Below are 13,501 nucleotides of genomic sequence, written 5' to 3' on the forward strand. Positions count from 1 at the left end.
GGCTCCTTATTTGCCTTGCCACACGGGGGCCCGCTTCTCGGCAAAAGCGGTGGCGCCCTCATGGGCATCGGCAGAGGTGAAGATGTGGGCGATACGGGGGCGCTGCAGGTCGAACATGTCGTCCGGCCGCCAATTGCGCGACTGGGCCAGGACGGCTTTCGCCGTGCGCACGGCCAACGGGCCATTGGCCGCGATGCCGCGCGCCAGTTCCAGCGCGGCGTCCAGGGCCTGCCCCGGTTCGGCCAGGCGATTGACGAAACCCAGCTGGTGCAAGCGCTCCGCCGGGAAAAAATCGCCGGTCAGCACGGCTTCCATGGCGATGTGGTAGGGAATGCGCGCCGGCAGGCGCAACAGGCCGCCGGACCCCGGCACCAGACCCCGCTTGACCTCGGGCAGGCCGAAGCGCGCCTCGCGCGAGGCCACGATCAGGTCGCAGGCCAGGGCGAGCTCGCAACCGCCGGCCAGCGCATAGCCTTCGATGGCGGCGATCAGGGGCTTCTCGGGGGGGCGTTCGCACAAGCCGGCAAAGCCCCGGTCGCCCACGTAGGGGCGCTGGCCCGTGGCCGCAAAGGCCTTCAGATCCATGCCGGCGCAAAAATTGCCGCCCGCGCCGGTCAGTATCCCCAAGCGCCATTGCGGATCGGCATCCAGTTCGTCCAGTGCGGCCGCGAGAGCCTGGGCGGTGTCCAGGTCGATGGCATTGCGCGCCTGCGGGCGGTTGAGGCGCATGACCAGAACCCCGTCCAGCCGTTGAATTTCCAGGCAATCGCTCATGATTTCTCCGACAAAAAACAGAAGTGGATAAAATGGCCGTTTTGGGCACAGCCTGCACTGTACCCGAGATTCGGATAAAACCCCTGCCAAACCCCGCCACGCCATGCTCACATTCCAACAGCTTATTTTATCGCTCCAGCAATACTGGGACCGCCAGGGCTGCACCCTGCTGCAGCCCTACGACATGGAGGTCGGGGCCGGCACATCCCACACGGCCACGTTTCTGCGCGCCATCGGCCCCGAGCCCTGGCGCGCAGCGTATGTGCAGCCCTCGCGCCGCCCCAAGGACGGGCGCTATGGCGACAACCCCAACCGCCTGCAGCACTATTACCAGTTCCAGGTGGTGCTCAAGCCCGCCCCGCCCGACATCCTGGATCTGTACATTGGCTCGCTGAAAGCCCTGGGAATCGACCCCATGCAACACGACATCCGCTTTGTCGAGGACGACTGGGAAAACCCCACTCTGGGCGCCTGGGGCCTGGGCTGGGAGGTCTGGCTCAACGGCATGGAAGTCACGCAGTTCACATATTTCCAGCAGGTCGGCGGGCTGGACTGCAACCCCACCATGGGCGAAATCACCTACGGCCTGGAACGCCTGGCCATGTACCTTCAGGGGGTCGAATCGGTCTACGACCTGGTCTGGACACAGGCCCCCGATGGCCGGACGGTTCACTACCGCGACGTGTTCCACCAGAACGAGGTCGAACAGTCCACCTATAACTTCGAATACGCTGCCACCCCCATGCTGCTGACCCATTTCAACGACTACGAGGCCGAAGCCAAGCGGCTGATCGACGTGCCCCTGGCCCTGCCCGCCTACGAAGCCACCCTGAAGGCGGCCCACGCCTTCAACCTGCTAGATGCCCGAGGCGCCATCAGCGTCACCGAACGCGCCACCTACATCGGCCGCATCCGCAACCTGTCGCGCGCGGTCGCCCAGGCTTATTACGATTCACGCGAAAAGCTCGGCTTTCCCATGCTGGAGGCCCAGGCATGAGCACGCAAGCCCTGCTGGTCGAACTCCTGACCGAAGAACTGCCCCCCAAGGCCCTGCCGGCCCTGGGTGAAGCCTTTGCCGACGGCATCCGGCAGATGCTCGACAAACAGCACCTGCTGGCCAAGGGCTGCGCGCATACGGTGTACGCGACCCCGCGCCGGCTGGCGGTGCATTTCAGCGCCGTGCTGGATCAGGCTCCCGACCAGCCCTATACCGAAAAACTCATGCCGGCCGGCATCGGGCTGGACGCCGACGGCAACGCCACCCCCGCGCTGCTGAAAAAACTGCAGGCCAAAGGCCTGGCGCACCTGCGGCCCGCGGATCTCTCCCGGCGGGACGACGGCAAGCAGACCGTGCTGTACGCCGAAGGCACGGCGGCGGGCGCCGCCCTGGCCGACGGCCTGCAGCAGGCCCTGGACTACGCCGTGACCCACCTGCCCATCCCCAAGGTCATGCAGTATCAGCTGGCCGATGGCCGCACCAGCGTCAAATTCGTGCGCCCCGCCCACCACCTGCTGGCTTTGTGGGGCGAACGCGTGGTGCCGGTGCAGGTGCTGGGCCTGCGGGCGGATCGCCTCACCCGCGGCCACCGCTTCCTGTGCCCCGCGCCCCTGTCCATCCCGTCGGCCGACGACTGGGCCGGCGTGCTGGGCGCACAGGGCTATGTCGTGCCCAGTTTCCAGCAGCGCCGCGCGCGCATTGCACAGCAGTTGGCCGATGCCGCCGACGGCCTGCAGGCCACGATCGGGCACGACCCCGAAACCCAGGCCCTGCTGGACGAGGTCACGGCCCTGGTCGAATGGCCCACGGTCTACGTGGGGCAGTTCGACACCGGATTCCTGTCCGTGCCGCCGGAATGCCTGATCCTGACCATGCGGCTGAACCAAAAATACTTCCCCCTGTTCGATCCGGCCAGCCGCCGCCTGACGCACCGTTTCCTGATCGTCAGCAATATGCAGCCCGACGATCCCCGCCAGATCATCGAAGGCAACCAGCGGGTGGTGCGCCCGCGCCTGGCGGACGCACAGTTCTTCTACCAGGCCGACCTGAAGACGCCGCTGGCCGACCGCGTGGCCGACCTGAGCAACAGCATCTATCACAACAAGCTGGGCACCCAGTTGCAGCGCACCGAGCGCGTGCGCAAGATGGCCCGCTGGCTGGCCCCCCTGCTGGGGGGCGACGCCAAGACGGCCGCCCAGGCGGGCATGCTGGCCCACGCCGACCTGGGCACCCAGATGGTGGGCGAATTCCCCGAGCTGCAAGGGATCATGGGGGCCTACTATGCCCAGCACGACGGCTATCCCGCGGACGTGGTGCGCGCCCTGCGCGACCAATACCGCATCCGCCTCGACGAACCCGTCGCCGACGACACCCTGACGGCCGCCATCCTGTTCATGGCCGAGCGCGCCGAAACCCTGATGGGCATCTGGGGCATCGGCCTGGCCCCCACCGGCGAACGCGACCCCTACGGCCTGCGCCGGGCCGCCCTGGGCCTGATCAGCGCCTACGAGCAATTGACGGCCGGCGGCTGGCTGCAGGCCAGCCAGGACAGCCCCGCCAATCTCGGCGCGCTGCTGGCCCAGGCAGAATCCAACTTCCCGGCCGGATCCCTGGCCAAGGACACGCAGGCGCAAGTCCAGGACTTCATCTTCGAGCGCTACCGCCACCAATTGGCGGGGCAATACGAGCGGGCGGCCATCGACGCGGTGCTGGCCCTGCGCCCACCGCTGCACCAAGTGGCCGCCCGGGTTCAGGCCTGCCAGGAATTCTCCCGCCTGCCCGAAGCGGAGTCCCTGGCCGCCGCCAACAAGCGCGTCAGCAACTTGCTGAAAAAGGCCGACCAGACCCTGCCGGCATTCGATCTGGCGCTGCTGGCCGAACCCGCCGAACGCCAACTGGCCCAGGCCATCACCCAACTGGCGCCCCAGGCGCAGGCCGCCCTGCAGGCAGGCGACTTCACCCACAGCCTGGCCATTCTGGCCCAGGCCCGCGCCGCCGTGGATACGTTCTTCACCGAGGTCATGGTCATGGCCGACGACCCCGCCACCCGCACCAATCGCCTGGCCCTGCTGCAATCGCTGCACCAGTTGATGAACCAGGTGGCCGATCTCTCCAGGCTGGCGCAGTGAAACTCATCATCCTGGACCGCGACGGCGTTATCAACGAAGACAGCGACGCCTACATCAAATCGCCCGACGAATGGGTGCCCATCCCCGGCAGCCTGGAGGCCATCGGCCGCCTGAGCCAGGCCGGTTGGCGCGTGGTCGTGGCCAGCAACCAGTCCGGGCTGGCGCGCGGCCTGTTCACCATGGAAACCCTGGGGGACATCCATCAGCGCATGCGCCAAGCGGCCAGCGAGGTGGGCGGGCGCATCGACGCCATCTTTTTCTGCCCCCACGGGCCCGGCGCGCAATGCGACTGCCGCAAGCCCAAGCCCGGCATGCTGTTGGACATCGCCAGACGCCTGGACGTCCGCCTGGAAGGCATCCCCCTGGTGGGAGACAGCCTGCGCGACCTGCAGGCCGGCGCCAGCGTGGGCTGCAGCCCCTGGCTGGTGCTGACGGGCAAAGGCCGCAAAACCTGGGAAACCTCCGGCACCTGCGGAGAACTGCCCGCCGGCACGGTCGTCTGCGACGACCTGGCCGCCGTCGTCGACGCCCTCTTGAAAGCCGCCCCATGACCTTTTTGCGCTCCGCCCTCTACATGGTCTTCTTGACCGTGACCATCATCCCCTATGCCTTCTGCTGCGTGCTGTGGGCCCCCCTGCCCCTGGCCTGGCGCTACCGCCTGACCCTGGGCTGGCCGGCCCTGGCCCTGTGGGGCGCCCGCTGGATACTGGGCATCCGCTACCAGGCGCGCGGCACCGAACATCTGCCCAATGGGCCCGCCATCATTCTGTCCAAGCACCAGTCCGCCTGGGAGACCCTGTATTTCGCCGTCAAACTGCCGCGCGACGTCGTGTTCGTATACAAAAAAGAACTGCATCATGTGCCCTTCTTCGGCTGGAGCCTGGCCCTACTCAGCATGATCCCCATCGACCGCGCCAAAGGCCGCGAAGCCTTCGAGCAGGTCGTGCGCATCGGCAGCCAGCGCCTGCAAGAAGGCCGCTGGCCCGTGCTTTTTCCCGAAGGCACCCGGGTAGCCCCCGGCGAAACCGGGCGCTACAAGCAGGGCGGCACGATGCTGGCCTGCAAGACCGGCGTCCCCGTGATCCCCGTGGCCCACAATGCCGGCGAACGCTGGCCGCGCAACGCCTTCATCAAGACGCCCGGCCTGGTCACCGTGTCCTATGGCCCGCCATTGGATCCCACCCAATACAACTCGGTGACCCTGAACAATGCCGTGCGCGACTGGATCGAAGCCGAAATGCGGCAGTTGAACCCCGAGCGCTACGCCAAGCAGCCCCCATCGGCCACCGGCCAGCCCTGAGCCCTCGCCCGCGCAATGACCGACCGGCCCTGCCCACAGCAGCTGGATTTGTTTCAGCCCGCCGTCCCGTCCCCGAAAACGCCGCGGCGAGCCCGACCCTTTGCCGCCGAACAGACGCCTGGCCACGCAAAACCCGGCGCGGCCCCGCTGCCGGAATACAGCCTGCGGCGTTCCCGGCGCAAGACCATCGGCCTGACCCTGCGAGATGCCCAGCTGCACGTCCAGGCGCCCACCTGGGCGACCCGCGGACAAATTGAAGATCTGATCCGGGAAAAAGCCCGCTGGATACAAGAAAAACAGGCTATCCAGCAAGCGCGCCTGCGCCTGTTGGCTCTGCAGGCAAGCCAGTGGCGCCCCGGCGGGCAGATCCCCTATCTGGGCGTGATGATCCAGCTAGCCCTGGACAGCGGCGGCGCCACCCGCTTCGAGGGCGATGCCCGGCGCCCTCAAACCCGCCAGCGCCTGGTGCTGCCGCTGCCGGATCAGGCCGACGGCGCCCGCATCCAGGATCTGGCCCAGGCTTGGCTGCAAGCCCAGGCCGGCCTTGTGTTCCAGCCTCGCTTGCGGCACTACCTGGATCTGGCCGGCCAGAAAATCACCGGCTGGGGCCTATCCGGCGCCCAGGGCCGCTGGGGGTCGTGTTCGGCCCAGCGCCGCATCCGCCTGAACTGGCGCCTGATCCACCTGCCGCCCGGCCTGATCGACTACGTCATCGCCCACGAAGTGGCCCACCTGAAAGAAATGAACCACGGCCCCGCCTTCTGGCGGGAAGTGGCCCGCCTGTGCCCCGGCTACGAGCAGGCCCGCGACACCCTGAAGCAGCACCACCCCGCTACCCTGCCCCTGTTCTGAGCCCGCCGGCGCCACCCATGGCACCGCGATGATGACCCCCACCCTGGCGATGAAGAACGTGATCGCGGCCACCAGGGTGAGCGCGGTCTATGTGGTGCGCGGAGACCCCGGGCACCGCCGGTTTCGCTTTTTTTGCCAAAACCTGCGTATCATGGGCTTGTCTCACAGATCATCGGAAACACACCATGCGACTCCTACACACCATGCTGCGCGTCGGCAACCTGGATCGATCCTTGATGTTCTACACGGATATCCTGGGCATGCGGCTGCTGCGGCGCAAAGACTACCCCGAAGGCCGGTTCACCCTGGCCTTTGTCGGCTACCAGGACGAAGCCGACGGGGCGGTGCTTGAACTCACCCATAACTGGGACACCGACCGCTACGACCTGGGCAACGGCTACGGCCACATCGCCATCGAGGTCGAAGACGCCTACGACACCTGCGCCACGATCAAAGCCCGGGGCGGCCTGGTGGTACGCGAAGCCGGCCCCATGAAACACGGCACCACGGTGATCGCCTTCGTCGAGGATCCCGACGGCTACAAGGTAGAACTCATCCAGCGCAGCGGCCGCGAAGACTGACCGCATCGGCCATGTCCATGAGCTGATCCCCGGTCAGTTCCTGGGGGCGCGCCGTGGGAGACACCCCCAGCGCATCCCAATCCAGCCCCTTCGCCCAATCGCCCAGGCTGCCGCGAATCATCTTGCGGCGGTGCTCGAACACCCGCGACACCAGTTGGTCGAATACCGCCGCGTCCACCGGCAACCGGCACTGCGCCGCCGGCAGCGGCCGCATGCGCACGATAGCCGACATCACCCTGGGGGGCGGATCGAAGGATTCGGGCGGCACATCGAACAAGTGCGTCATCCGATAGCGCATCTGCAACATGACGGACAGCCGCCCGTACTGGCTGTCGCCCGGGCGCGCCACCATGCGGTCGATGACTTCGCGCTGCAACATGAAATGCTGATCCTGCACCAGTTCGGCCCACCGCGCCAGATGAAACAGCAGCGGGGTGGAAATATTGTAGGGCAGGTTCCCAACCACCCGCAGCGGGCGGTGCCCCGCAGGCAGCAGGCTGGAGAAATCCACCTTCAGGGCATCGGCCTGCACGACCGTCAGGCGCTGGGCGGGCCAGGCCTGGCGCAAGCGCTGGGCCAGGTCGCGGTCGATCTCGACGGCGGTCAGGTGCGGCAGCCGGTCCAGCAGGGGCGCCGTCAGGGCCGACAACCCGGGGCCGATTTCGACCACGCAGTCATCGGCCTGGGGGTCGATGGCCCGCACGATGGCATCCACCACGGATTCATCGCTCAGGAAGTGCTGGCCGAAGCGCTTGCGTGCCTGGTGTGCCATATGATTTACGGCTGCCCGCTGCGGGTGTCGTCCAGGCGGTTGTCGATGTAGGCCTGACTGCGCAGCTGATCCAGCCAGTCTTCGTAGGCGGGGCCGATGCGCCGCTGCATGAGTTCGTGGCGCGCCTGCATGCGGCGGAATTCATTTTCCATATTCTTGCTGCGGCGTTCCTCGACCTGGATCAGGTGCCAGCCGAAGGGCGACTTGACCGGTTGGCTGACCTGGCCGTCCTGCAGGCCGTTCATGGCCTGTTCGAAGGCCGGAACGGTTTCGCCGGGGTTCAGCCAGCCGAGGTCGCCGCCTTTCTGGGCGGAGGCATCCTGCGAATAACGCTTGGCCAGTTCGGCGAAGGATTCGCCGTGCTCGATCCGCTGGCGCAGGCCCTCCAGGGTGCCGCGCGCCTTGTCGTCGTCCACGACCTTATTGGTCTTGATCAGAATGTGCCGGGCGTGGGTCTGGGTGACCATCATGGGGCCGGCGGGCTGCTGCTGGGCCTGGGGACGCGGCGCGGGCTGAGCGGCGGCCGCCTGCTTGGGCGCTGGGCGCTGGGCGTAGCCGCGCCGCAGCACTTTCAGGATGTGGAAACCCCGCCCGCTCTGGATCACGCCGCTCAATCCGCCAGCCGGGGTGCTGGAGATGGCCTGGACGAAAAGATCAGGCCAGTCTTTCAGGGGGCGTATGCCCATATCGCCCCCTTGCAAGGCCTGGGGGCCGTTGGAAGACGCCGCGGCCACCCCGGCAAAGTCGGCGCCGGATTTCAGCTTGCGCAACAGGGCCTCGGCTTCTTGGCGTTTCTCGGCCACCACGGAATCCGCCGCGTAATCGGGCACTTCGATCAGGATCTGGGCCAGTTCGACGAGTTCGGGCCCCGTGGGAACCGGCGCGGGCGCGGGTTCGGGCTCGGGGGCCATTTGCGGCGGCGGCAGTTGATCCCCCTGGGATTGCAGGAAGGCGTCGATGTCGTCGTCGCTGATGCTGATGCGATCTTCGACAAAGCGTTGGCGCAGCATGTCGTCCTGGATCTGCGCGCGCAGTTCGTCCTGGTATTGGCCCCAGTCCATGCCGCTGCCCAGGATTTCCTTGCGCAGCTGATCGACCGTCAGGCGGTTGCGCTGGGCGATGGACTGAACCGCCTGGGCCACCTGCGCATCGGACACCTGGATACCCACCCGCTGGGCTTCCTGATCCTGCAGCGCGGTGTTGATCATCTGCTGCAGCACCTGGTGCCGCAACACTGCGTCATCCGGCACCGGGATGCGTTGCTGCTGCATCTGCCGGCGCACGGTAACGGTTTTTTCGTCCAGTTGCCCCAGGGTAATGACATGGTGGTCGACCACGGCGGCGATGCCGTCGACGAACTGCTGGGCGGGCGCCGCCTGGCGCGCCGGGGTTTTACCCGCCGCCAGCACGGGGGAGGCCAGGACGCCACTGCCCAGCATCAACGCCAGGAGCACCGTGCCAGCGGGAGGACGCAAGCCAGACATCATTCATACCTCTCGAAGACAGTTTTATCGGACACCGGAGTATTCACAGACTGATACCCCGTAATGCGTTCGGACAACAAAGACATGGGATCGGTACCCAAGGCCCCCAGGCCGGTGAGTTCCAGCTGCAGAAACAATGCGGTATTGGTTTTCTCGGAGGACACGGCATAGCGCTGCAGCACGGTGCGCGCGGCCCATCCGCCCTCGCCCCGATATTCCAGCCCCACAATGGACTGGGTATTGCGTTTTTCGGCCAGGGAATAATCGTAGCGGCCCACCCCGAACCAACGGGCCGACAGCGGCCACTGCGTGCTGAAGCTGATTTGTTCGTGCGACTGCAGCGCGGCATCGGGCGGCAGGATGCGATAGGGGTCGGTGTACAGGTTGGGATCGCGCTCGTAGCGATAGGCCAGGGCCATGGTGGCCAGGCGCTTGGGCGCCCAGCGCATCCCGGCGCTGATCCGGTTGCGCTTGCTGGTCTCATGGTCGAACTGGCCATCGAAATACACGGAAAACTTGTCCGTCAGGGCGGCATGTGCCCCCAGCAGATAATCGGACTCGGACGCCTTGCGGGCCGTCTGGCTGGGCAGGGTGACCTTCTGGTCGTCGAAATAAAACCGCTGGGCCACGGACAGGGACACGCGCTCGAAGCCGGTATCGGCATCCAGCCAGCGCGTCGTCAAGCCCGCGGTCAGCTGGTTGGCATTGGCGATGCGGTCCCAGCCGCCGCTGAAGATGTTTTCATCGAAGGCCTGCTGGTAGCTGAACGTGGCCATGCCCGTGTCGAACACCGGCAGGCCGGACTGATCCCGGTAGGGCACATACAGGTAGTACAGGCGGGGTTCCAGCGTCTGGATCGCCGCGTTGCCGAACAGCGAGGCCTGGCGCTCGAAGGTCAGCCCCGCATCCAACGAGGAAATGGGCAGGACGCGCGACTGGCTGTCGGGCTGGCCCAGGAGTTCGGGCGGCAGGCCCTGGATGCTGTCGTAGAACCAATCCGTCTGGTATTGGCTGAGGTGCAGGCCGACCTTCGGCGTGATGTAGGCCCCCGGCCAGACGAAGGGCCGCGCCACCGACGTGTAGGAGGTCATGCGCAGGCCATTGGGCATCAATCGGCGGTTGGCCTCGGCGGGAAAGGCGTCCCCCTGGTAGATGGGGGCCATGAAACGGGTGGCGGTGTTGTCGGACACCACGTCGAAGCCGTTCCAGTTGTAGTGCTGCGCCCGGACGTGGAGCTCGGGCAGCTTGTTGTAGGGTGGGGCGAGAAACGTGCCGGTGGCATCCTGCAGCGTCTGGTAGGTATAGAACTGCAGCGATGCGCTCAGGTGGGGGCCGCCGGACCAGGTCAGCAGCGCCTGGCTGGGCATGTAGGTAATGGCCGCGTCGGTCATGCCAAACGACGAAAAATCCCGAAAATAATTATCGTCGGACACCTTGCGCGCATCCAGGTAGGCCTGGAACCCGCCGCCCAGATTCTGGGTATGCTGCACCGAATACAGCCAGCGCTTGTCGCCGGTCTGGCGGTCGCGCATGATGTAGGCGCCGAACAGCTCGGAGTGCGAACGCTGCCCCAGGTGACGGAATTCAGCCCCCAGCAGCACCCCGCGCTTGCTCATGAAGCGGGGCGACAGGGTGGCATCGTAATTGGGCGCCAGATTGAGGTAATACGGGGTGGTCAGCTCGATCCCGGCGTTGCTGGACGTGCCATAAGTGGGCAGCAGGAAACCGCTTTTGCGATCCCGGCCCAGCGGAAAGCTGAGGTAGGGCGAATACAGGATGGGCACGCCCTTGAAGCGCAGCACCCCGTGGCGCGCCACGCCTTCGTTTTCGTCCAGGTACAAGTCCACCTGGCTGGCATCAATGTGCCAGGCGGGGTCTGGCCCGTTCCAGCCGGTGTAGCGGACGTCGTCCAGACGCATGTGCCGGCGATCGAGGAGATCGGCATATGCCGCCCGCCCCTGGCCCGCCGAGGCCCCGAGCCAGAATTCAGGGGCTTCGACGGCCCCCCGGCTGGTGCCCGTGTTGTAGCGCAGGCGGGGGCCCTTGACGATGCTGCCATCGCGCATCAGCAGACCATGACCGGCGACCTCGATGTCGCCGGTGCCCGGGAGGTAGTCGATGCGGTCGCCCTTGACCACGCCATCCAGGCGCCGCACCTGGGCATTGCCCCGCAGGCTGACGCGCCCCTGCGCATCGCGGCTGATGTCGTCGCCGATCAGGAAGGCGGGCAGATCGTCGTCCCGGGGCACGCTGTGCAGGCGCAGGCTGCCCACCATGCGCAATTCGCCCGCCGGCGCCATCGGCTGGTCGGCCAGGGCGGGCGCGGACATGAACACACTGACGAGGACGATGCGGCTGATCCAATGCACGTAAACCGGGCCTTAAAAGAGAGGATGAAAGAAACCGCTGCCTCGCGCACCACAGAAGACCAGCGACCCAGTATTATAAAGAAGCCGCGCCTTGGGCGTGCGATCCGCTGATTTCATGGTGAAAACCCTCTCATGACCCCCTCGATTGATTCCGACCCCCGCCTGAAGGCGCTGCATCTCTGGCTGGGCCAGCAAGACCCGGCACTGGGCCTGCGAATCGACAGCCTGGCCCCGGTTTCCGGCGATGCCAGCTTCCGGCGCTATTTCCGCCTGCAGGCCAGTCACGGCCCCGTGGTCGTCATGGACGCCCCGCCCCCGCACGAAGACTGCACGCCGTTCATCCAGGTCGCGGCGCGACTGGCCGCCGGCGGGCTGCGGGTGCCCGGCATCCTGGCTCAGGATCTGTCCCAGGGCTTCCTGCTGCTGACCGACCTGGGCCGCCAGACCTTCTACCAGGCCATCCAGGCGGGCGCCACCCAGGACGACGCCACCTGGCAGCAGCACATGCGGGGGGCCTTGCGGGCGCTGGTGCGCCTGCAGCACTGCAACACCGACGACCTGCCCGTATACGATGCCAGCCGGCTCTTGCAAGAACTGTCCCTGTTTCCGCAATGGTATCTGCAGGCCCACCTGGGCCACACCCCGGATGCCGACGCCCAAGCCTTGCTGACCCGGATCTTCGGCCTGCTGGCCGGCCAGGCCGCGGCGCAGCCCCAGGTCTTCGTGCACCGCGACTACCATTCGCCCAACCTCATGATCGGCCCCGGCGCGCCCGACTTCACGCCCGGCATCATCGACTTCCAGGACGCCGTGCTCGGGCCCATCAGCTACGACATCGCCTCGCTGGTCATGGACGCCCGCACCCCCTGGGAAGAAAGCCAGCAGCTGGACTGGGCCATCCGCTATTGGGAATACGCCCGCACGGCCGGCCTGCCCGTCCCCACGGACTTCAGCGAATTCCACACCCAATACGAATGGATGGGACTGCAGCGCAACCTGCGCATCCTGGGCGTCTTCGCCCGGCTGGCCCTGCGCGACGCCAAGCCCCACTACCTGGATCACATCCCCCGCGTGCGGGCCTACATCGACCAGGTGGCCGGCCGCTACCACGCATTACACCCCCTGCTGCGCCTGCTGGAACAAGCCGAAGGCACAGTCAAGCAAGACGGCTATTCCTTCTGATGCGCGCCATGATCCTGGCCGCGGGGCGCGGCGAACGCATGCGCCCCCTGACCGACCACTGCCCCAAGCCCCTCTTGCCCGTCGGCGGCCGGCCCCTGATCGCCTGGCACCTGCAGGCCCTGGCCCGGGCCGGTTTCCAGCACATCCTGATCAACCACGCCTGGCTGGGCGAACAGATCGAAGCCGCCCTGGGCGACGGCAGCCCCTGGGGCGTGCACCTGCATTACTCCGCCGAACCCCAGGCCCTGGAGACCGCCGGCGGCATCGCGCGCGCCCTGCCCTTTTTCCAGAACCAGCCCTTTCTGGTCATCAACGGCGACATCTGGTGCGACTGGGATCCCGCCCAGGCCCGGCAATGGGCCGACCAACTGTCCCCCCGCAGCCAGGCCCACCTGCTGCTGGTCGACAACCCGCCCCAGCACCCGGCAGGGGACTTCACCCTGCACCCGGACGGCCGCGTGGCAGCCGACCTGCCCCCGCAGCCCGCGCCCCCCCCGGCACCCAGCCGCCTGACCTTCGCCGGCATCGGCCTGTACCGCCCCAGCCTGTTCGCCCGGATCGCCCCCGACCTTCCCGCCCCCCTGGCCCCCTTGCTGCGTCGCGCCATGGCCCGGCGCGCCGTCCAAGGCACCCGCCATCCAGGCCGCTGGATCGACGTCGGCACCCCCCAGCGCCTGCACGCCCTGAACCAGGCATTGGCCCATCAGCCATAATCCCGCCCCGCCATCCCCCGCTTGCGCACACGGCCCGCCCGGCGCCTGCTGTGTGCGACAGCTCAACGGCCTGCTGCCCGGGCGGAAACGAGGCCCACGTCCTTTTGCCTTGTCTCTTTACCCGGTCTTCGCCTTGCCATGGATCGTCGTTGCCTTGCCACGGTCCGGGCATGCCCTTTCTGTCCTCTTGCCCCCCTGGGGCCGGATGATCCCCGGAATAATGAGGCATCCACGCCCCCGGATGCCCGTCATGTCCAAACGCTCGCCCTCTCACCCTTCCACTGCCGACGACCACGACAGCCCCTGGAAGCTGGCGCTGGAACTGTACTTCCCGCAGGCCCTGGCCCT

At 66.9% G+C, this 13,501-nt stretch carries 12 protein-coding genes; 8 read left to right on the forward strand and 4 right to left on the reverse strand.

Annotation, left to right across the window (positions count from 1 at the left end; all coding sequences use genetic code 11):
- Positions 1-6: 6 nt before the first annotated feature.
- On the reverse strand, positions 7-774 hold the full coding sequence (locus ACMHYJ_RS12570; RefSeq protein WP_414246514.1) for a crotonase/enoyl-CoA hydratase family protein: 768 nt from the start codon (positions 772-774) through the stop codon (positions 7-9).
- Positions 775-877: 103 nt separating this feature from the next.
- On the opposite strand from ACMHYJ_RS12570, the gene glyQ reads away from it, so the two are divergent.
- The 6 genes from glyQ to gloA all read left to right on the forward strand — a co-directional run bounded on the left by glyQ (position 878) and on the right by gloA (position 6,633).
- Entirely contained in the window at positions 878-1,771 is an 894-nt protein-coding gene (gene glyQ, locus ACMHYJ_RS12575) for a glycine--tRNA ligase subunit alpha (RefSeq protein WP_414246515.1), read from the forward strand.
- On the forward strand, positions 1,768-3,900 hold the full coding sequence (gene glyS / locus ACMHYJ_RS12580) for a glycine--tRNA ligase subunit beta (RefSeq protein ID WP_414246516.1): 2,133 nt from the start codon (positions 1,768-1,770) through the stop codon (positions 3,898-3,900). The genes glyQ and glyS overlap by 4 nt, the downstream gene beginning before the upstream one ends.
- A complete protein-coding gene (gmhB, locus tag ACMHYJ_RS12585) occupies positions 3,897-4,451 on the forward strand; it encodes a D-glycero-beta-D-manno-heptose 1,7-bisphosphate 7-phosphatase (RefSeq protein ID WP_414246517.1) in 555 nt (184 codons plus the stop codon). Before glyS ends, gmhB begins: the two co-directional genes overlap by 4 nt.
- Positions 4,448-5,200, forward strand: a complete 753-nt coding sequence (locus ACMHYJ_RS12590; RefSeq protein WP_414246518.1) for a lysophospholipid acyltransferase family protein — start codon at positions 4,448-4,450, stop codon at positions 5,198-5,200. The genes gmhB and ACMHYJ_RS12590 overlap by 4 nt, the downstream gene beginning before the upstream one ends.
- A gap of 15 nt (positions 5,201-5,215) precedes the next feature.
- The gene (locus tag ACMHYJ_RS12595; protein ID WP_414246519.1) at positions 5,216-6,052 is read left to right on the forward strand and encodes a M48 family metallopeptidase; all 837 of its coding nucleotides are present in this window, start codon (positions 5,216-5,218) and stop codon (positions 6,050-6,052) included.
- Between the two features lie 185 nt (positions 6,053-6,237).
- Positions 6,238-6,633 carry a lactoylglutathione lyase gene (gene gloA, locus ACMHYJ_RS12600; RefSeq protein ID WP_414246520.1) on the forward strand — a complete coding sequence of 132 codons (396 nt, stop codon included), beginning with the start codon at positions 6,238-6,240 and terminating at the stop codon, positions 6,631-6,633.
- On the opposite strand, the gene rsmA is transcribed toward gloA, so the two are convergent.
- From rsmA to ACMHYJ_RS12615, 3 genes are read right to left on the reverse strand one after another with little or no spacing between them, the layout of a single operon-like run.
- Entirely contained in the window at positions 6,605-7,405 is an 801-nt protein-coding gene (rsmA, locus tag ACMHYJ_RS12605; RefSeq protein WP_414246521.1) for a 16S rRNA (adenine(1518)-N(6)/adenine(1519)-N(6))-dimethyltransferase RsmA, read from the reverse strand. The genes gloA and rsmA overlap by 29 nt on opposite strands.
- A 5-nt stretch (positions 7,406-7,410) precedes the next feature.
- Positions 7,411-8,889, reverse strand: a complete 1,479-nt coding sequence (locus ACMHYJ_RS12610; protein ID WP_414246531.1) for a peptidylprolyl isomerase — start codon at positions 8,887-8,889, stop codon at positions 7,411-7,413.
- On the reverse strand, positions 8,889-11,258 hold the full coding sequence (locus tag ACMHYJ_RS12615) for an LPS-assembly protein LptD (protein ID WP_414246522.1): 2,370 nt from the start codon (positions 11,256-11,258) through the stop codon (positions 8,889-8,891). The genes ACMHYJ_RS12610 and ACMHYJ_RS12615 overlap by 1 nt, the downstream gene beginning before the upstream one ends.
- A gap of 132 nt (positions 11,259-11,390) precedes the next feature.
- Here ACMHYJ_RS12615 and ACMHYJ_RS12620 point away from each other — a divergent pair, with 132 nt between their 5' ends.
- Positions 11,391-12,440 (forward strand): aminoglycoside phosphotransferase family protein, encoded by a 1,050-nt coding sequence (locus ACMHYJ_RS12620; protein ID WP_414246523.1) that lies wholly within the window; start codon positions 11,391-11,393, stop codon positions 12,438-12,440.
- Complete coding sequence (gene murU, locus ACMHYJ_RS12625) at positions 12,440-13,153, forward strand: N-acetylmuramate alpha-1-phosphate uridylyltransferase MurU (protein WP_414246524.1); 714 nt, start codon at positions 12,440-12,442, stop codon at positions 13,151-13,153. The genes ACMHYJ_RS12620 and murU overlap by 1 nt, the downstream gene beginning before the upstream one ends.
- The last annotated feature ends 348 nt before the right edge of the window (positions 13,154-13,501 follow it).

This window comes from Castellaniella hirudinis (genome assembly GCF_047468865.1).
In the GTDB taxonomy this organism is placed as follows: Bacteria; Pseudomonadota; Gammaproteobacteria; order Burkholderiales; family Burkholderiaceae_B; genus Castellaniella; species Castellaniella hirudinis_A.

Excerpts from the sequence above, each read along its gene's own strand:
- glyQ (WP_414246515.1), top strand. The coding sequence starts at position 878 with ATGCTCACATTCCAACAGCTTATTTTATCGCTCCAGCAATACTGGGAC.
- ACMHYJ_RS12590 (WP_414246518.1), top strand. The coding sequence starts at position 4,448 with ATGACCTTTTTGCGCTCCGCCCTCTACATGGTCTTCTTGACCGTGACC.
- ACMHYJ_RS12570 (WP_414246514.1), bottom strand. The coding sequence starts at position 774 with ATGAGCGATTGCCTGGAAATTCAACGGCTGGACGGGGTTCTGGTCATG.
- ACMHYJ_RS12620 (WP_414246523.1), top strand. The coding sequence starts at position 11,391 with ATGACCCCCTCGATTGATTCCGACCCCCGCCTGAAGGCGCTGCATCTC.
- ACMHYJ_RS12595 (WP_414246519.1), top strand. The coding sequence starts at position 5,216 with ATGACCGACCGGCCCTGCCCACAGCAGCTGGATTTGTTTCAGCCCGCC.
- ACMHYJ_RS12610 (WP_414246531.1), bottom strand. The coding sequence starts at position 8,889 with ATGTCTGGCTTGCGTCCTCCCGCTGGCACGGTGCTCCTGGCGTTGATG.
- glyS (WP_414246516.1), top strand. The coding sequence starts at position 1,768 with ATGAGCACGCAAGCCCTGCTGGTCGAACTCCTGACCGAAGAACTGCCC.
- rsmA (WP_414246521.1), bottom strand. The coding sequence starts at position 7,405 with ATGGCACACCAGGCACGCAAGCGCTTCGGCCAGCACTTCCTGAGCGAT.
- murU (WP_414246524.1), top strand. The coding sequence starts at position 12,440 with ATGCGCGCCATGATCCTGGCCGCGGGGCGCGGCGAACGCATGCGCCCC.
- gloA (WP_414246520.1), top strand. The coding sequence starts at position 6,238 with ATGCGACTCCTACACACCATGCTGCGCGTCGGCAACCTGGATCGATCC.